The organism is Actinobacillus vicugnae (genome assembly GCF_901687125.1).
Taxonomy (GTDB): Bacteria; Pseudomonadota; Gammaproteobacteria; order Enterobacterales; family Pasteurellaceae; genus Actinobacillus; species Actinobacillus vicugnae.
In genome coordinates this window covers 1-19,780 of record NZ_CABFJY010000048.1, presented here as the reverse complement: position 1 = coordinate 19,780, position 19,780 = coordinate 1, and the positions used below count along the sequence as shown (strand labels likewise).

The window sequence follows — 19,780 nt, the reverse complement described above, 5'->3', positions numbered from 1 at the left end:
TATCTCTTTTCGAAGAGGTACTATTTATGTTTAAGGCATTCACATTAATTGAAGTTCTTATTAGCTTCACCATTTTAGTGATTTCAATATATTTTATTTCTCCAATAATTTTTCATTATAATGACATTATTGCATTAAATAACGAAATAGCATCTCTTCAATCATTTATTTATCAATTACAAACTAAATCTCGTTACGAAAAATCAAATTATACATTAACCATTTCTCAAAATAAGCAAAATAACCATTGGTGCGTTATTGCTATAAAAAAGAATAAAAAAGATAAAAAGCAAATTATTTGTAATTGTTTAAACACTAAAAGCTGCCAATTAGAAAATGAGCATCATATCTATTTTAACCAAAATAAAGATATTCACCTTAAAAATAATAGTTTATACCCAAAGGCTTTTATTAATATTGATGGGCTAGCTGGTAGATTAGAATCTAAATGCTTATATTTATCTCGGCATAACACAGATGAAATATTACAACTCGATCAGTGGGGACGAATTTATGTTATACCAAAATATAAACGGAGCAATTGTAAGGAATAAACTTTCTGCCTTTAGCTTAATTGAATTACTTATATCTCTCTCATTAGCTGTTTTTATCTTACTTTTAACCTCTAAATCTTATGCAGACTTCACTCAAAATACAGCAAAGCAAAAAGAACTTCTCCTTTTACAAAAGGAAGCTCATCAAATGCTTCACTACTTTGAACAACATATTCAACATCTAGGTTTTCAAGGTACGAATCGAGAAAAAAGTAATTTCAACTTATTTGAAAAATTAAACAAGCGCTATGCATTAGAAGATAAAAATTGCTTTATCTTTTTCTACGATGTAAATAATGATGGCTGTTTAGGTAAGAGAAAAACAAAAAATTCCGCTTGCATAATTAACAATCAGAACAACACCTCAGATTTAGCTAAAGAAGTATTTGGTTTTAAATTAGAGAATCAGGAAATGTATATTTATGATAAAAATAATCTAATAAATTGCAAACAAACTGAATGTAAAAAGCTTTTAAGTTCTTGTCAGGAAAAATGGAAAAAATTCACCTCCACTGATAGCTTTAAAATAGACAAACTTAGTTTTGTTGTAAAAGAACCTAAAACACTTTTACAAGTTAATCTAAAATTTATCTCCAGTAAATATCAAGATATTGAATACAGTGCCACTAGTTATATCTACATTCTTAATGAGACATTATGAAAAAACATCAATTATCTAGTAGTGTGTTAATCATTGCATTAGTTACTTTATCTTTTATTACGAGTGCTATTTTACTTACAAAAGAAAAATTTATTCAATCTGAATTAAAAACACAATATTATCAGAAAAGTTATATTGATAATAAATTCCATTTATTTAACCAAACAGCATACCACATTCAACCTAATTGCAATGCAGCCAAAACTGAAAAAATAACTATTGCATCAAATGGACAAATGCAAAATACTTATTGTATTAGAAAAAGTTTATTTGTTGGAAAAATACCGAGTAGCCAAAAATATATTCACTTTACCAATATCAATGAAGTATTAGATCTTTCCCATGCTGAATTTTTTGAAGTTAATCACTTGGACGAGCTACCACCAAGTTCAGAACAAGCCCCCAAAATAGTTTTGGTTAAAGGAGAGCTAGATGAAACGCTACATCGCAATTTTTATGGAATAATAATTACCCACCATTTATTTAATATTAAAGGTAATGCTAAATTTTATGGAATACTCTATTCATCTTATGATAATTATCGAGAAGAACGAAATATGGTATTTAAGAAAAATGTCATTTTAAATTTAGATAAAAAATATGCTTATTGGGAACCACTCCCCTTTTCTAGGAATATGCTAAATGCTGAATAACATTATTAAATCTGAATCATTTATTGCTATTTTAGTTGGAATACTTATCTTTTCTACCCTATTTTTAACGACCTCAAAGTGGCTTTCACACCAAACTGAAAAAATAAATCTTATTTATCAGCAACAACAAGCATTACAAATTGCTGAAAACCAGCTAGCTTTAAAATACGCAAAAAAACCTTGTGAAGCCGCTATTCAGCAAAATCACTTAACATTTACGATCGAATGTCAAACGAATAAAATTAGCGTTGCGTTCCCATTAGGAAAAATTGAAATATCACCATAGATTTACCCAAATCGTGCAATTTATTCGTAGCTATTGCAAATCACTTAGCACTTTATCTACTCTAGTAATTCAACTGAATTGTAAAAAATCATGTTTCTTGGCCGCTTGTAGCAAGGCAAAAGTGATTGAATCTCTAGCCTAATTAGTAGAAAATCATCGGCTTATATGAGGTATCAATTATGTTCACGGTTTACCATTCACAAAAGCTATCATCATTAGCGGAAATGCTAATGCAACTACAAAAAACCAATCCAAACCCAAATCCATTCGAAACAGAAACTATTCTGGTTCAAAGCGTGGGAATGGCGCAATGGCTACAAATGCAAATTGCTGATGCGATGGGAGTAGCAGGGAATTACGCATTTCCATTTCCAACGAGTTTTTTATGGCAACAGTACCGTGTATTATTTCCGTCACTACCAACAGAAAATATTTTTGAGCGTGCTTCCATCACTTGGCGCCTAATGCGCTTGATTCCGAATTATTTAGATAATGCTGAATTTGACGCCTTAAAAATATATTTACAACAAGATTTACGCCAATACCAACTTAAACTCTATCAATTAGCCACTAAAATTGCCGATCTGTTTGACCAATATTTAGTGTATCGACCTCATTGGCTAGTGCATTGGGAAGCTCAGCAGCTTGATAAAGTATTAGCTGAAATTATGCACTCTAGCACTTCTAGAACAAAAAATGAGCAAGGCATTTTAGCTAATCTACAATGGCAAGCAATTTTATGGAATGCACTAGTGAATGACATCAAGTCTGATAGTGATGAAGAGGTATTTTTCACTTCGCATCGTGCGTATTTACAAGAGCAATATTTCCAAAAATTAGATAATTTAACCGAACAAGAAAAGCAGAAGCTCCCATCAAGAATTTTTATTTTTGGGATTTCTTCTCTACCAGCCACTCAATTGGCGGTACTGAAAAAATTAAGTGAACATTGTGATATTCATCTATTTTTTTTAAACCCTAGCCAAGAGTATTGGGGCGATAGCCTAGAAGATAGCGTTTTGGAGAAATTAGCACTAAAACAGCAGTTATCCGAGGCAGATTTAACCGCTTTATTAGAACAACAAGGCAATCAATTACTCACAATGTGGGGCAAACAAGGACGAGAATTTTTAGCCCAGCTTGTAGAACAAGAAGTTGATTATAGTTTGGAGGTTTTCGATCCATATCCTGGTGAAACCAATTTAGTTAAACTAAAAAATGCGATTTTAGCGTTTAATAATTCAGCAAATTTTGAATTGAACACCCAAGATCAATCTCTACAATTCCACTCATGCCATAGCGTAATGCGAGAAGTAGAGGTCTTACATAATTATCTTTTACAATTATTTGAGCAAAATCCATCGCTCACACCGAAGGATATTATCGTAATGTCAGCGGATATTGATAAATATGCGCCTTATATTAATGCCGTATTTTCTCGCTTTGATCACAAAGATCCTCGCAGAATCCCGTTTACGCTTTCCGATCAAAAAGCCACTGCGATAGATCCGATTATTAGTAGTTTTCTTACCTTAGTTGAGTTGAAAGAGGGTAATTTTAATGCGGAAGCCCTACTTGATCTACTTGATGTAAATGCTATCCGAGCGCGTTTTCAAATTCAGCCTGACGATCTTCATACACTCAGACATTGGATAAAAACCGTAGGTATTCGTGCAGGTTTACAAACCAACCAAGTACAGTGGCAAAACTATAACTCATGGCAAAATGGTTTAACACGACTATTACTCGGCAGTAGTCTTAAAGAGGAACACGGCATTTGGCAAGAAAGTATCGGTTTTAACGAAAGTTATGGCTTAGCCTCTGAACTTGTCGGCTACTTATGCCATTACTTAGAAAAGCTGAACGAATGGCATCAATTTATCCAAACCGAACATAACATTAGCCTCTGGCAAAAAAAATTTGCTGAATTAATCGGGGATTTTTATCAAGATGACAGTGAATATTTTGATTCTCTCTTGACGTTGCAAAGCACTTTACATGATGTATTCGAAAAAATCGAAAATGCTCACTTTGAAGAGGATATTTCCATTGAAATCTTGAGCTTGCTCCTGCAAGAACAGCTCAATACCCAACAAAATAATTTGCAATTTCTAGCAGGCAAAGTGAATTTTTGTACCCTATTACCTATGCGGGCTATCCCATTTAAAGTGGTTTGCTTGCTTGGTATGAATGAAGCTGATTTTCCTCGTCAGCATTCGGTGAATAGCTTTGATTTGATGCAATATGCGCCGAAAAAAGGAGATAGAGCACGCCGAGATGACGATCGCTACTTATTTTTAGAAGCTTTACTTTCGGCTCAAGATATTTTTTATGTTAGCTATATTGGACAATCGGTGACAGACAATAAAGCTCGTTTACCTTCGGTGTTAGTCTCACAATTACTGGATTACATTGGAGATCATTTAGATGAGGGGGATGATATTAGTTCACTCGTTCAGCTACAACCAATGAGCGTATTTAGCCCAAGAAACTTTAGTGAACCATATATTTCTTATGATAAAGAATGGTTAAGATTATTCGAACAAGAAACTGCTCCCCCTAATTTTTTAGCTGAAAAATTAAAATCAGAAATACCGACAGAAGTTAATTTAAATGAATTAATTAATTATATTATTAACCCAGTTAAATATTTCTTTAATCGACAACTAGGTATTTACTTTAACTACTCTAATGAAAGCATTGAAGAATCAGAAAAATTTACATTAAATGGATTAGATAATTATCAATTAAGAACTAAATTATTAACCATTCATGAAGAAGAAAGTGATGATTTATTTTATAAAGAGCAATTAAAAGGCAACTTACCTTCTTCAAATTTTGCTAAGCTTACTGAACAATCACTAGAAAACTCAATAAAAACAATGCGTAAAGAAATATCACCTTATTTAGTACAAAGTGATATTTTATCTATTAAGCAATATTTTGATATTCAAGGAAAAAAAATCACATTATTTGGTAGCATTCCGCAATTATTTGGTTCCGAAATTGTATTTTGGAAAGTAAGCGGGTTAAAAGATAAAGATTTTATTCGTTTCTGGCTATTTTACTTAGCAACTAAAGTACAAAATGACGCAATTTCACTGAAATATATTGTACGTAATGATGAAAATATTCAAACCTTCCAATTCCGTGAAATTAGCCAGCAACAAGCACAAGAACAATTGGCAATCTATCTACAAGATTATCTTAATAGCTTTCACCAGCTCACTTGGGGAATTTCTGCAGGATTAGAGGATTATTTTGCCAAAATAGCAGAGGCAGATAATATCGCAGAATATTGTCAGCAAAATGTGATGAAACTTGTTCAAAATACTGCTTTCGAAAGCCCGTATTTACAGCGCCTTCTAGCGCAAAGTGCAGAACTTAATTACTCTGCTATTCATGAGACAACTAAACAATGGTTTGCTTTAATGCAAGATAGCAAACCAAACAACAAGAAAAAGGAGAATTAATGAAGAAAACATTGATGAGTCGCATGGTTCAACACGCACTTTATTCGGCGATTGCCTTAAGTGTGAGTTTAACGACATTTGCAAATCTTCCACAAAATTCAACCGCTAGTTCAGCGCAAGCTGTCACTCAAACACAAGGCTTTGAATTTCTTCACCAACAAATAAATAAAAGTCCGAATGATAACGCAACTTATCAGGCTATTCGTCTAAAAAATGGTATGACGGTATTGCTGGTTTCAGATACAAAAGCGAATAAGTCATTGATGTCATTAGCACTACCCATTGGTTCTATGGAAGATCCTGTTCAACAACAAGGATTAGCACATTACTTAGAACATATGATCCTAATGGGGTCGAAACAATTCCCTGAAACCAATAGCATAGATCGCTTTCTAACCCAAAATGGAGGCTATAACAACGCATCCACTACAGCTGATCGCACGGCTTATTACTTAGAAGTAAACAACAATGCATTTGATGAAGCAGTTGCTCGCCTTGCTGATGCTTTTGCCCAACCGTTACTTTCCGAAAGTAATGCTAAAAAGGAAATAAATGCGGTAAATGCAGAAATGGTACGCGCAAAGGCACGTGATGGACACCTATTACATAGCGTAAATTTAGCAACCGCCAATCCTGCTCATCCCATGACAAAATTTGCAGTAGGAAATCATGAAACACTTTCTGACAAACCAAACAGTAAGCTACAAACCGAGTTAGAACAGTTTTACCAACGCTACTACTCTGCAAATTTAGTGAAAGCAGTGCTGTATTCTAATCAATCTATTGAGCAACTCGCCACATTAGCAGAGCGTACATTAGGCAAAATGCAAAATAAAAATCTTGAAGTGCCAACTGTGGATGTACCGTTCTTCCGTGCAGAAGATAAAGGTGTCGTCATTCATTACAAGCCTGTACAGCCAACAAAAATGTTAGCTATTTCATTTGATATGCCAAATGATGAAACACAATTCATCCATAAAACGGGCGAATATTTAGCTTATATTTTAAACAATAACACGGATGGCACTTTATCTGATTATTTAATCAAACAAGGGTTATCTGACAGCGGTATTACAGCACAGCCAATCTCAAATGTAAGCCGTAACCGTGGTAATTTTACGATTTATGTTGCCTTAACAGATAAAGGATTAGCAGAGAAAGATAAAATTATTTCACTGATTTTCCAACAAATTGAACAAGTTAAAAAATCAGGGATTCAAGAAAGTTACTTCAATGAAGTACGAGAAAGCTTGAAACAAGATTTTCAACATTTACAAGTGGAAAAAAGCGGTAGTTATATTGAATCTCTCGCTGAACAAATGCTTCATTATCCATTAGAACATATTTTGGATTCCGAATTTATTGTAGATCGTATGGATAAAGCCGCTATCAAAGCTAAACTTGCCGATATGACACTAGAAAATTCACGCATTTTAATTATTGATGAAAAGGCAAAAACCGACAAAAAATCACCTTATTTTGAAGCCAATTATGCAATCGAAAAAATCAGCACGGTGCAAAAAACAAAATGGCTAGATTTCAGCCAAAATCCTGCTCTGAAATTGCCAGAGCTAAACCCTTATTTTGCGACAGATTTTTCATTAATTGAGGCAAAACCAGAGCGTAAAGTACCTAAAGCGCTGATTAGCAATGCAGGCAAGGCAATTTACGCTATGCCAAGCCAATATTTTGCCAATGACCCAAAAGCGATTGTGTCAATTAGCCTTTCAATTATGCCTAAAACCGATGATTTAAAAACATCAATCAGCGCAACATTGCTTGGCTATATGAACAGTCTCGCTCAAACGAAATTAGCGTTCCAAACCACTGTTGCAGGAATGCAAACAGAAATTACCGCCCATCCGAATGGACTTTCGGTGGAAGCAGCAGGTTATACACAACATTTAGCAAAATTAGTGCAAGACTCGCTGACTCAATTCAAAAATTTTGAATTAACCGAAGCATTCTTGGCACAAGCAAAACAGCGTGCGTTTGAAGCATTAGATAGTCAACGTAAAGAAAGCAGCCTAACGCAAGCAAATCAGGCAATCACTAAGTTCGCACACTACCCTTATTTTGAAGAGGAAAAACAACGCAAAGTGCTTAACGAAACAACACTTGCAGATGTGCAGGCAATGCGTCAGCGCCTACTTGAGAAATCAACAGGTTTAGCCGCATTATCACTCGGTAATCTCAATGATCAACAAGTGGAAAGTTTAGTTAATGAAGTAAAAACTATCGTCAAAAATAGTGAAATTGAGCGAGGAAAAGCACGTTATCTAGATGTAAATAACAGCAATCGTAAATTAAATTACGTACAAACCGTGCCCCACGAAGATAATGCTCTAAGTATCACTTACCTTGCCAAAGGTTATGATGAATTAGCAGGTTCTGCACGAGCAAATTTATTGCGAGATATTATTGGTCGTTGGTATTTTGATGATTTACGCACAGAAAAACAGCTAGGTTATGTGGTGTATGCAACCAATACCAAACTGGGAAAAACAGCGGGAATGCGCTTTATGGTGCAAAGTCCAAACACGACACCCGAGGGTATTATGCAACACAATCAACGTTTTTTTGCGGAAAGCTTAACAAAATTGACCGCTTTATCTGAGTCTGAATTTAATCAATATCGTGATAGTCTGCTGGATAAACTACAGCGTAAACCTGAATCACTAAACCAAGAATTTGCTCAGTTCACGTTTGATTTTAATCGTAGAAACGATCTATTCAATCAGCGAACCAAAATGATTGAAGCGGTAAAACAATTAACCAAACAAGATATACTTGAATTTTATAAACATACCGTCATTGAACAGCAAGGCTTCTCTTTTATGAGCCAAGCGCTAGGAAGCAAAACGACAGCGAAAGATGCAGTTAAATTGAAAGGCTATGAAAATGTAGAAAGTATTGAGCAGATCCAAAAGCAATTCCCAGTAAAATACTACTAAATTGCCATTTACAAGCGGTCGAAAAAAGTTGAATTTTTACCACCGCTTGTATACATGAAAAAGGCTTAGCCCCTAGGCTAAGCCTTTCATTTTTTAGTGTTTACCTAAATTAGAGAAGAAATTTTTTACGCTATCTAAAAAACCTTCTTGCTGGGGGCGATGTTGGCTTTTACCTTCTAAACTTTCTTCCAATTTACATAGTAAATCTTTTTGTTCGTCGTTTAGCGCTACAGGTGTTTCCACCACCACTTTACAGATTAAATCCCCCGCATAACCGCCACGTGGACTTGCCACGCCTTTACCCCTTACACGGAATAATTTACCTGTTTGCGTTTCTGCTGGAATTTTCAGTTTTAACTTACCGTCTAACGTTGGCACTTCAATCTCGCCACCTAATGCCGCCATGGTAAAGCTGATTGGCACTTCGCAATATAAATTTGAGCCATCACGCTCAAAAATATCGTGTTCACGCACATGGATAACCACATATAAATCGCCTGCTGGTGCACCATTTTCGCCTGCGGCTCCCTCGCCCGATAAGCGAAGCTGATTACCAGTATCCACACCTGCTGGAATGGTTACTGAAAGATTTTTCGCTTTCTGAACACGTCCGTCACCATGGCACGATTTGCAAGGTTTTTCAATTTTCTTACCGCTTCCATGACAGCTCGGACAAACTGCTTCTGTTACAAAGAAACCTTGTTGACGGCGAATGCGACCTGAACCGTGACAGTGTGGACAAGTTTCCACTTTCGAGCCTTTTTCTGCCCCCGAACCATGGCAAGTATCACATTCTGCTAAGGTTGAAATACGAATATCTTTTTTACAGCCTTTAACTGCTTCCTCGAGGGAGATTTCAATATCGTAACGTAAGTCATCGCCACGCACTACTCGGCTACGGCGACTGCCACCACCAAAACCGCCGCCGAACATTTCGCTGAAAATATCTTCAAAGCCACCGAAACCGCCACCGCCAAAGCCACCAAATCCGCCAGCACCACCGCCACCTTGTTCAAAGGCTGCGTGACCATATTGATCATATGCCGCACGTTTTTCCGCGTCGCCTAGCACTTCATAAGCTTCGTTGATCTCTTTAAATTTCTCTTCTGCATCTTTACTGCCTTGGTTTTTATCAGGGTGGTGTTTTGACGCTAAACGTTTATATGCACGTTTAATATCATTCTCACTCGCCCCTTTGGAAAGCCCAAGGACTTCGTAGTAATCTTTTTTTGCCATAGTTTTTCCGTGTTATTTTGCAAGATTTTGCTGAAATTTGACCGCTTGCTGTGATTCTTTAGAAAATTTATTTGCTCACTTCGTCATTTACTTCTTACAAATCTCACCCAACCCCTCTTTGCTAAAGAGGGGAGCTGTATTCGTTGAAGTTTTATTATCACGCTTTTCCATAAGCTCATTAATTTGCGTAATAAACTTATCTTAAGGTTAAATTTATCTCGTTATTCCCCTCTTTAGCAAAGAGGGGTTGGGGGAGATTTGGCAGAGGATAATAATGAAGAAAATAAATTTTTCAATAATAAACACCAAAAGGGCGTGTTACCACGCCCTTTGTCTTACGCTTTGAGAGCGTGAAAGAATTATTTGTTATCTTTCACTTCTTCAAATTCAGCATCTACCACGCCGTCATCTTTTGCAGATTGTTGTGGTTGTTCGCCTGCTTGTGCTTTAGCTTGCGCTGCTTGCATTAACGGCTCAGAAGCTTTGATTACCGCTTCGATTTTCGCTTCGATATCTGCTTTATCATCGCCTTTTGCCGCTGCTTCTAATTCGCTAACTGCCGCTTCGATTTTCGCTTTGTCGTCCGCATTTAATGCTGAACCCGCTTCCTCAATTTGTTTACGAGTTGCGTGTGCAATACCGTCTGCTTGGTTACGAGCTTGTACCAATTCTTCGAATTTTTTATCCGCTTCTGCGTTGGCTTCCGCATCACGAACCATTTGTTCGATTTCTTCATCAGATAAACCTGAAGAAGCTTGAATACGAATTTGTTGCTCTTTACCTGTGTTTTTATCTTTCGCCGATACGTTGATTACACCGTTTGCATCAATGTCGAACGTTACTTCAATTTGTGGCATACCACGTGGTGCTGGGTTAATGCCTTCAAGGTTGAATTGGCCTAACGATTTATTCGCAGACGCTTGTTTACGTTCACCTTGTAACACATGGATTGTTACCGCTGATTGATTGTCTTCTGCCGTTGAGAACACTTGTGATTTCTTAGTCGGAATCGTGGTGTTTTTCTCAATTAACACGGTCATCACACCGCCCATGGTTTCGATACCTAACGATAATGGAGTTACGTCTAATAACAGAACGTCTTTTACATCACCTTTTAATACACCGCCCTGAACCGCTGCACCGATTGCTACCGCTTCATCAGGGTTTACGTCTTTACGTGCTTCTTTACCGAAGAATTCTGCTACTTTTTGTTGTACTAATGGCATACGAGTTTGACCACCAACGAGGATGATATCGTTGATTTCATTCACGCTCTTGCCTGCGTCTTTTAATACATTTTTAAGTGATTCGATTGAGCTTGCCACTAAATCTTCTACTAACGCTTCTAATTTCGCACGAGTTACGTTGATCGCCAAGTGTTTAGGACCAGTCGCATCAGCGGTGATGTACGGAAGGTTCACTTCAGTAGATTGTGCTGAAGAAAGTTCGATTTTCGCTTTCTCTGCCGCTTCTTTCACACGTTGTAATGCCATTGCATCGTTGCGTAAATCAACGCCTTGTTCTTTTTTGAACTCATCAATGATGTAGTCGATCACACGGTTATCGAAGTCTTCACCACCTAAGTGCGTGTTACCACCTGTCGCTAACACTTCAAAGGTTTGTTCACCGTCGAAGTTATCGATTTCGATGATTGAAATATCGAATGTACCACCACCTAAGTCATAAACTGCGATCACTTGGTTTTCTTTAGTTGAACCTAAACCGAACGCTAATGCTGCTGCGGTTGGCTCGTTGATGATACGTTTAACATCTAACCCTGCGATACGACCTGCGTCGATTGTTGCTTGGCGTTGTGCATCGTTGAAGTATGCAGGCACAGTGATAACCGCTTCTGTTACTGCTTCACCAAGGAAATCTTCCGCTGTTTTTTTCATTTTTTTCAACACTTCGGCTGAAATTTGCGGTGGTGCTAATTTATCGCCTTTTACATTTACCCACGCATCGCCATTGTCGGCACGAGTGATTTCAAAAGGCATAATTTTAATATCACGTTGCACTTCTTCACTTTCAAAACGGCGACCGATTAAACGTTTGATAGCAAATAATGTATTTTTCGGGTTAGTAATCGCCTGACGTTTTGCTGGCTGACCAACTAACGTTTCGTTGTCTGTGTAAGCAATTATTGATGGCGTTGTACGCGCACCTTCTGCATTCTCAATTACACGTGCTTTATCGCCGTCCATTACCGCTACACAAGAGTTTGTTGTACCTAAGTCAATACCAATAATTTTACCCATTTTAAAATTCCTCTGAATATCAATTTGTTTAATTACGTTTTCGTAACGTTTCCCACAAGATGGAGTTCTTTCACAACTTTTCAAGGCTAAATTTGAAATTTTCTTGTGGCTTTTGTAAAAAGAAACGGGAAGTTCCATATTCCCGTTCAGATGAGACAGTAAATAAGGATAAAAAACTGCTCTTCAAGGGCAAAATGAAAAATTTTGTGAAATTTTTTGTGATTAACCTCGCTTCAGAAAATAAGCGGTCTATTTTTCAGCGCATTTTGCAAAGTTTTGTTAAAATATGACCGCTTACTTTTTCACTTAAAGGAGAAAAGCGTGAAAAAATTTTCGATATTCCCTCTGGTTGCCCTTTCAATTGGGCTTGTGGGCTGTAGCAGTCATTATCAATCCACTCTCACTGAGGGCGTGGATCACAATATCGCTCCACAACAAGATTTTTACCGTTTTGTAAATGGTAAGTGGCTGATGAACGCCCAAATTCCAGCAGATAGAACCTCATGGGGTACGTTGGCAGAGTTAAATGAATTGAATGAACAGCGTTCAATTAAATTCTTACAAGCGATCATTTCTGAGCCGAAATTTGCAAATGATGCGAAAGCACAACGTTTAAAAGCGGTTTATGAAACTTATACCAATTTAAATGCCCGTGAACAAGCAGGGTTAACGCCGATTGTGCACGATCTTGAAAAAATCAAGCGGATCAATACTTTTGCTGATTTAGAACACTATTTAATTGCGGAAACTAAAGCAGGTCATGATGTGTTATTCGGTTGGTCGGTGTTTGCTCACTTGAAAAACTCGCGCCAAAACGGTGTGTATTTAAGCAACGTAGATTTAGGGCTAAGCAATGATTATTTCCAAAAAGATACGCCTGAAAATCGTGCTACTTTAAAATTATATCAAGATTATATTGCACAGATTTTAGGCTATGCAAAAGTTGCAAATCCAGTCGCCAAAGCAAAAGCGATTGTGGCGTACGAAAAAGCAATTGCCAACACCTTATTTACTAATGAAGAAGATCGTGATGTGCAAAAACGTTACAATCCAACTAATATGATACAATTGAAAAAACTTAGCAAAAACATTGACTTAGCTAAGTTTTTAACCGAAGTTGGAGTGGAAACTAACGAGGTAATTTTATATGAACCTCGTTATTTCCAAGCGTTAGATCAGCTTATCAATCCGCAAAATTTAGCGGTGATTAAGGACTATTTATTGTTCCGCACTTTATCGGATAATGCACCTTACCTAAATAAAGAAATGGATGATGTGCGCTTTACATTTTACGGTAAGCAATTAGTCGGGCAAAAGCAACAACGTCCATTGGATAAACGTGCATTAGCCACGATTAATAGCTGGATTGGGCAAGAGTTTGCACAGTTTTATGTGGCGGAATTTTTCCCTCAATCGGCGAAAAATGATGTGCTAGAAATGACTAAATATCTGGTGAAAGCATATCATCATCGCATTGATAACTTAGCTTGGATGTCACCAGAAACCAAACAAAAAGCAAAAGAGAAATTAGATAAATTTATCGTGGAAGTCGGTTATCCAAACAAATGGCGAGACTATAGCAATTTAACCCTTAAAACGGTGGAGCAAGGTGGTACACTATATGCCAATATGCAACAAATCGCACAATGGCGCTATCATTACAACCTCGCAAAAATCGGCAAACCAGTTGATTTAAATGAATGGGGAATGTTGCCACAGGTGGTGAATGCCTCATACAGCCCATTGATGAATCGTATTGTGTTCCCAGCGGGCATTTTACAAGCGCCACTTTATAGTCAAAATGCCGATCCAGCGGTGAATTTTGGTGCAATTGGGGCAATTATCGGACACGAAATTACCCATGGTTTTGATGATAGTGGTTCAAAATTTGATGGCGAAGGCAATCTCGCCGACTGGTGGACAGCTGATGATCGCAAGAAATTTGAAGCACTTGCGGATAAGTTAGTAGCACAGTTCGATCAGTTTGAAGTTGCACCTAAAGTTCACGTAAATGGGCGTTTTACCCTCGGAGAAAATATTGCAGATTTGGGTGGCTTAAGCATTGCTTACGATGCCCTGAAACTGTATGAACAAGACCACGGTATAAGTCCAACCATTGAAAACTTCACCAGCGATCAGCGTTTCTTTATGAGCTGGACTCGTTCATGGCGCCACAAAGCAACTGTACAAGCACTTACTCATCAAGTGAAAAGCGACCCGCACGCACCAGGTCAGTTCCGTGCGTATGCCCCTGTGCTGAATATTGGCGGATTCCACCGTGCATTCGGCACCAAAGCAGGCGATAAAATGTATCGCACTGAATCGGAACGCATTCGTATTTGGTAATCACAAGCGGTCGAGTTTTGCCAAAATTTTGCAAAAGAACGGCAAAATTCGACCGCTTGCCTAAGGAGTAATATGGCATTACAACGTTGCCCTGAATGCAGAGGCAAAATCAGCGATAGCGTGATTGCTTGCCCACACTGCGGTTTTTCATTTAAACAGGCAGATTTAACTGTTTATCGAGAAAAGCTAGAACAGCGTCGTTTACACAACCAAGCACTTAACCGCCAGAATGCCAAGCTACAACTATTTTGGCTAGCAGTTTTCTTGATTGTTATCGCCATTGCTTGGTTAATCACTTAAACCCACGAAGCAAAAAGGGTACACATAATGCCCTTTTCAGCCCTGAAAATATAACTTCTAATACATAGCAAAATCTTTGCTAATATTCCTAAAATTCATAAAAAGCCTGCAACTTTCGATTTTTCATCTCCATTTAGCGAATAAATTTTGATCGAGTTCGCTATTTTTAATTTTATATTCCATTCTGCTCTAAACTATGCCCTGTTAGTATTTTTAAGAATAAAAAAATCCCTCTATAAATACGCCATTGAAGTATTTTTAAACGTGGGGAATTTTATATGGGCGTTGAAAATAAAGGGGAATTTCCTTTATCAGCTGAAACAGCACAAATTTTAGCAGGTTTAGCACCATTACAATTAGCATGGCTATCGGGCTACGCTTGGGCAAAAGCGCATGGCATTCAAAGTACAGTGGCAGATTTACCAAACCATTTTGCAGAAAATTCGCAAAATTCGACCGCATCTATTCCAGCTGAATTGCTCAAAGTCACTGTACTTTCAGCTTCTCAAACAGGTAATGCCAAATCAGTTGCAGATAAATTAGCGAGCCGTTTAACCACGGAAGGCGTGAATGTAGTTCGTACTAGTCTGGCTGATTACAAAGCGAAAAATATTGCCGATGAAAAACTGGTGTTATTAGTGACTTCAACTCAAGGGGAAGGTGAAGCCCCAGAAGAAGGCATATTGTTATTAAAATTACTCAATGGTAAAAAAGCACCAAAATTAGACCGCTTGCAATTTGCCGTACTTGGCTTAGGCGACTCTTCTTACCCAAATTTTTGCCAAGCGGGTAAAGATTTTGACCGTCGTTTTGCGGAATTAGGTGCGACGCGTTTATTTGAACGAGTTGATGCTGATTTAGATTTCCAAGCTACTGCCGATCAATGGGTAAACAATGTGGTGGATGTAATTAAGGCGAAAAATGCGGCAACCTCTACCAGTAGCGTGAGCAACACCACTCAAGTAAACCAAACTGATAAAGTGACATCTCAATATAACAAGGAGAATCCCTTTCCCGCCACATTGATCACTAATCAACGTATCACTGATAAAACCGCTGAAAAAGATGTGCGCCATCTTGAACTCGATTTAACAGGATCAGATTTAACCTATCAATCGGGCGATGTGTTGGGCGTTTATTTTGAAAACGATCCTGAATTAGTCGCAGAATTGCTGAATGCCGTTAGTTTAACGGGAGAAGAATTGGTGAATGTACAAGGCAAAAAACTGGCAATTTCAACCGCACTTCAAACCCAATTAGAACTCACGCAAAACACGGCTGCATTTGTAAAAGGCTATGCTACATTGGCGAATCAAGCTGAATTAAATGCAATTGTGGCAGACTCAGATCAGCTGCAAAAATTTGTGCAAAATACACCGCTTGTTGATGTGGTAAATCGTTATCCCGCTACGCTATCTGCCGAGCAATTAGTGGCATTATTGCGCCCCATCACACCACGTTTATATTCCATTTCTTCCTCACAAGCAGAAGTGGGAGAAGAAGTTCACCTTAGTGTTGGCGTAGTGCGTTATGAATATCAAGGCAAAGCTCGTGCGGGCGGTGCTTCTAGCTATTTAGCCGACCGAGTGGAAGAAGATGGACAAGTGCGTGTGTTTATTGAGCCAAATGAGAATTTCAAACTGCCACAAGATACTTCAAAACCGATCATTATGATCGGCTCTGGCACAGGGATTGCACCATTTAGATCTTTTGTACAACAACGTGTGGCGGATGAAGCAGAAGGCAAAAATTGGCTAATTTTTGGTAACCAGCACTTTGCTCTTGATTTTCTATATCAAACCGAATGGCAACAATTTGCTAAAGACGGCTTTTTACATAAATACTGTTTAGCGTGGTCACGCGATCAGGCTGAGAAAATTTATGTACAAGATAAGATTCGTGAACATGGCGCAGAACTCTGGCAATGGTTACAAGAAGGCGCTTATCTATATGTATGTGGTGATGCGAGCCGTATGGCAAAAGATGTAAACCAAGCACTATTGGATGTAATAGTCGAACAGGGTCAGCTAAGTACGGACGATGCAGAAGAATATTTAGATAACCTGCGTGAAGAAAAACGCTATCAACGTGATATTTATTAAAAATTGTGGAATTGAGGAGTGATACAAATGAGTGATAACAAACCAAAAGGCTTGGAATGGCAAGAAAAACCATTATCGGATAACGAACGTTTAAAAGCGGAAAGTAATTTTTTACGAGGCACTATTTTAGATGATTTAAATGACGGGCTAACAGGTGGCTTTAAGGGCGATAATTTCCAAATGATTCGCTTTCACGGTATGTATCAACAAGATGACCGAGATATTCGTGCCGAACGTACCAATGAAAAACTTGAGCCTCGTACTTTTATGTTACTCCGTTGTCGCTTACCAGGTGGCATTATTAAGCCATATCAATGGATCGAAATTGATAAATTTGCTCGTGAGAATTGCTACTATCAATCTATTCGTTTAACCAATCGCCAGACGTTCCAATATCACGGTGTGCCGAAAACAAAACTGCAAGATATGCACCGTTTACTACATAAAATTGGCTTAGATTCAATTGCCACGGCTTCTGATATGAACCGTAATGTACTTTGTACTTCTAACCCAATTGAAAGCGAATTACACCAAGAAGCTTATGAATGGGCAAAAAAAATTTCTGAACACCTATTACCTCGAACAAATGGTTATTTAGACGTATGGGTCTCAGGCAAGAAAGTACAGAGTTCTGATAGCTTTTTAGGGCAAGAAGATGAACCCATTTTAGGTAAAACTTATCTGCCTCGTAAATATAAAACCACGGTTTCTATTCCCCCACTAAATGATGTGGACGTGTTTGGTAATGATATGAACTTTGTCGCAATCAAAGATGAAGCAGGCAAATTAACGGGCTTTAATGTTTTGATTGGTGGTGGTTTATCAATGGAACACGGTAATCGTAAGACTTATCCTAACGTGGCGTTAGAATTTGGCTATATTCCCCGTGATCGAATTTTAAAAGCGGCAGAAGCGATTGTGACAACTCAACGTGACTTTGGTAATCGTGCTGATCGCAAAAATGCACGCACCCGTTACACCATTCAAAATATGGGTTTTGATGGCTTTAAAGCGGAAGTTGAACGCCGTATGGGCTTCCCATTTGAAGCACTCCGTCCATACAAGTTTACCGAACGTGGCGATCGCCTTGGCTGGGTGAAAGGAATTGATAACAAATGGCACTTAACGCTATTTGTTGAAAGTGGACGTTTAACCGATAACGATCCGAATAAACCATTAATGACAGGTATGCTAGAAATTGCCAAAGTGCATAAGGGCGATTTTCGCATTACCGCAAACCAAAATATGATTATTGCAGGGGTTGCTGAAGAAGATAAAGCACAAATTGAAACGCTTGCACGCCAATATGGTTTATTAGATCCGATCAGCAAACAGCGTGAATATTCAATGTCTTGTGTAGCATTCCCAACTTGTCCACTAGCAATGGCAGAAGCGGAGCGAATATTGCCTGAATTTGTTACCGAAATCGAGAAATTATTAGCGAAACATCAAGTAGCAGATGACTATTTGATTACTCGAATCACAGGTTGCCCAAATGGCTGTGGGCGTGCAATGCTGTCAGAAGTCGGCTTAGTCGGTAAAGCCGTTGGACGTTATAATCTACATATTGGTGGTGATCGAGCGGGTTATCGTATTCCACGCTTATATCAAGAAAATCGCACTATCCCTGAAATTCTCTCTGAACTCGATCAATTAATTGGACGCTGGGCAACTGAGCGTCAAGCGAATGAATCATTTGGTGATTTTGTCATTCGAGCAGGGATTATCGCACCAGTGGTCAATGCGCCTGTGGATTTCTGGGATGCAAGTAAAATTATTCCAACAACAATAATCTAAACCTCGTGGTATAACACCACTTTGCGGTAAATCTGTAAAGTAGGGCAGATTTACCGCTTTTTTATGCTCTGCGCTGAATCAATTCAGCCCATTCTAAACGATGAAAAAACCAATAGCGCTGCTCAATATCTAACTTATTTTCACATCCAGCAGTCCAAGGTTTATACGCACAATTGTAATGAATGAGCAGAGGTTGCTCACCATCCAACCTCATAATATCTGGATACCAGTCAAAACGGTCTAATTGTTTTAAGTAATAATAATTGCCAAACTGATAGTTATATTTGCGGTGTAGTGGTAACCACTGATGCATAAACATCATATTTAAAATATCTTGATCCCCTAAATCACCACCTTGTTGATGATATTGCTCAACAGTATCCATCAGCTTTTGCTGTAAATCAGGAATTTCTCGCCATTTTCTATTATTTAACAGCATCACACCCGAATTAAAATAAGGATAGCAGTCCAAAATACGATGCCTAAAATAATTGCTGCTCAGAATATAATCTTCCACAGCCGCTAACATATAATCACGAATATCGTGCTGATAAAGCCCACGTAATGAATCATTCGCAATAATATCGCTATCTAGATAAAGTACCTTATCCGCATGAATAATTTGTGGAATTAAACAACGATAAAAACTGATCTCCGCAACATGTTCAAGCGTTTTTAACTTTTGGAATAAATCTGCCCGAATGGAAATATTAGTAATATCACTCCTAAAATAGGCAAGATATTGATTTAAAGATTTAAACCATTCCTCAGAATAATCTTTATTAATCAAATAGAAGTGAATATTTGAATCATAAAAACAGATCGATTTGATTAACGTAATCACTTGCTCTGCATATCTGCGATCGGCAGACAATACAATGTACATAGGTTCCAAAGACATAGCATTCCCATCAGAAATCAAAAATTGCTTGATATCATAGCATGAAACCAGCACTTCCCAAGTGGCCAAATTCCACTAATTTGTGAGGAAGGTTTAAAGCTAAGCAATGATTTGTTATTTAAGACAGATGGGGTTGATAGCAAGCGGTCGGATTCGCTTAACTTTTTGCAGTTTGAGCCTGATTGTTGGTTTAGCGTCTTAAACCGCTAAAACATAAAAATAACTAAACAGTATCACGAGAGTGAAAAAGCCTTTTCCC

13 protein-coding genes are annotated in these 19,780 nt (G+C 37.9%); 10 read left to right on the top strand and 3 right to left on the bottom strand.

The genetic code is table 11. The features are described 5' to 3' along the window. Nucleotides 1-26 precede the first annotated feature (26 nt). From F8M47_RS10690 to ptrA, 6 genes are all read left to right on the top strand, one after another. Nucleotides 27-554 (top strand): type II secretion system protein, encoded by a 528-nt coding sequence (locus F8M47_RS10690; protein WP_150540063.1) that lies wholly within the window; start codon nucleotides 27-29, stop codon nucleotides 552-554. Then, nucleotides 514-1,215, top strand: coding sequence for a hypothetical protein (locus F8M47_RS10685; protein ID WP_150540062.1), 702 nt, complete (start codon nucleotides 514-516; stop codon nucleotides 1,213-1,215). Before F8M47_RS10690 ends, F8M47_RS10685 begins: the two co-directional genes overlap by 41 nt. Then, a complete protein-coding gene (locus F8M47_RS10680; protein WP_150540061.1) occupies nucleotides 1,212-1,868 on the top strand; it encodes a DUF2572 family protein in 657 nt (218 codons plus the stop codon). Before F8M47_RS10685 ends, F8M47_RS10680 begins: the two co-directional genes overlap by 4 nt. Next, entirely contained in the window at nucleotides 1,858-2,154 is a 297-nt protein-coding gene (locus F8M47_RS10675; RefSeq protein ID WP_244298124.1) for a DUF5374 domain-containing protein, read from the top strand. Before F8M47_RS10680 ends, F8M47_RS10675 begins: the two co-directional genes overlap by 11 nt. A 179-nt stretch (nucleotides 2,155-2,333) precedes the next feature. Further along, nucleotides 2,334-5,627: an exodeoxyribonuclease V subunit gamma gene (gene recC, locus F8M47_RS10670; protein ID WP_150540060.1), complete on the top strand. Its 3,294-nt coding sequence runs from the start codon at nucleotides 2,334-2,336 to the stop codon at nucleotides 5,625-5,627. Further along, a complete protein-coding gene (gene ptrA, locus F8M47_RS10665) occupies nucleotides 5,627-8,581 on the top strand; it encodes a pitrilysin (protein WP_150540059.1) in 2,955 nt (984 codons plus the stop codon). The genes recC and ptrA overlap by 1 nt, the downstream gene beginning before the upstream one ends. A 93-nt stretch (nucleotides 8,582-8,674) precedes the next feature. Here the strand turns inward: ptrA and dnaJ are convergent, their stop codons facing one another. Both dnaJ and dnaK read right to left on the bottom strand, forming a co-directional pair. Continuing rightward, complete coding sequence (gene dnaJ / locus F8M47_RS10660; RefSeq protein ID WP_150540058.1) at nucleotides 8,675-9,817, bottom strand: molecular chaperone DnaJ; 1,143 nt, start codon at nucleotides 9,815-9,817, stop codon at nucleotides 8,675-8,677. Nucleotides 9,818-10,176: 359 nt separating this feature from the next. Further along, nucleotides 10,177-12,075, bottom strand: a complete 1,899-nt coding sequence (dnaK, locus tag F8M47_RS10655) for a molecular chaperone DnaK (RefSeq protein ID WP_150540057.1) — start codon at nucleotides 12,073-12,075, stop codon at nucleotides 10,177-10,179. A gap of 321 nt (nucleotides 12,076-12,396) precedes the next feature. On the opposite strand from dnaK, the gene F8M47_RS10650 reads away from it, so the two are divergent. The 4 genes from F8M47_RS10650 to cysI all read left to right on the top strand — a co-directional run bounded on the left by F8M47_RS10650 (nucleotide 12,397) and on the right by cysI (nucleotide 18,620). Beyond that, the gene (locus F8M47_RS10650) at nucleotides 12,397-14,421 is read left to right on the top strand and encodes a M13 family metallopeptidase (RefSeq protein ID WP_150540056.1); all 2,025 of its coding nucleotides are present in this window, start codon (nucleotides 12,397-12,399) and stop codon (nucleotides 14,419-14,421) included. Between the two features lie 72 nt (nucleotides 14,422-14,493). Next, nucleotides 14,494-14,721, top strand: coding sequence for a zinc ribbon domain-containing protein (locus F8M47_RS10645; protein ID WP_150540055.1), 228 nt, complete (start codon nucleotides 14,494-14,496; stop codon nucleotides 14,719-14,721). Between the two features lie 278 nt (nucleotides 14,722-14,999). After that, the gene (locus F8M47_RS10640) at nucleotides 15,000-16,823 is read left to right on the top strand and encodes an assimilatory sulfite reductase (NADPH) flavoprotein subunit (RefSeq protein WP_150540054.1); all 1,824 of its coding nucleotides are present in this window, start codon (nucleotides 15,000-15,002) and stop codon (nucleotides 16,821-16,823) included. Between the two features lie 27 nt (nucleotides 16,824-16,850). Then, nucleotides 16,851-18,620 (top strand): assimilatory sulfite reductase (NADPH) hemoprotein subunit, encoded by a 1,770-nt coding sequence (cysI, locus tag F8M47_RS10635; protein ID WP_150540053.1) that lies wholly within the window; start codon nucleotides 16,851-16,853, stop codon nucleotides 18,618-18,620. 61 nt (nucleotides 18,621-18,681) lie between these two features. Here cysI and F8M47_RS10630 read toward each other — a convergent pair whose 3' ends face one another. Further along, nucleotides 18,682-19,521 carry a glycosyltransferase family 8 protein gene (locus F8M47_RS10630; RefSeq protein ID WP_150540052.1) on the bottom strand — a complete coding sequence of 280 codons (840 nt, stop codon included), beginning with the start codon at nucleotides 19,519-19,521 and terminating at the stop codon, nucleotides 18,682-18,684. Between the last annotated feature and the right edge of the window lie 259 nt (nucleotides 19,522-19,780).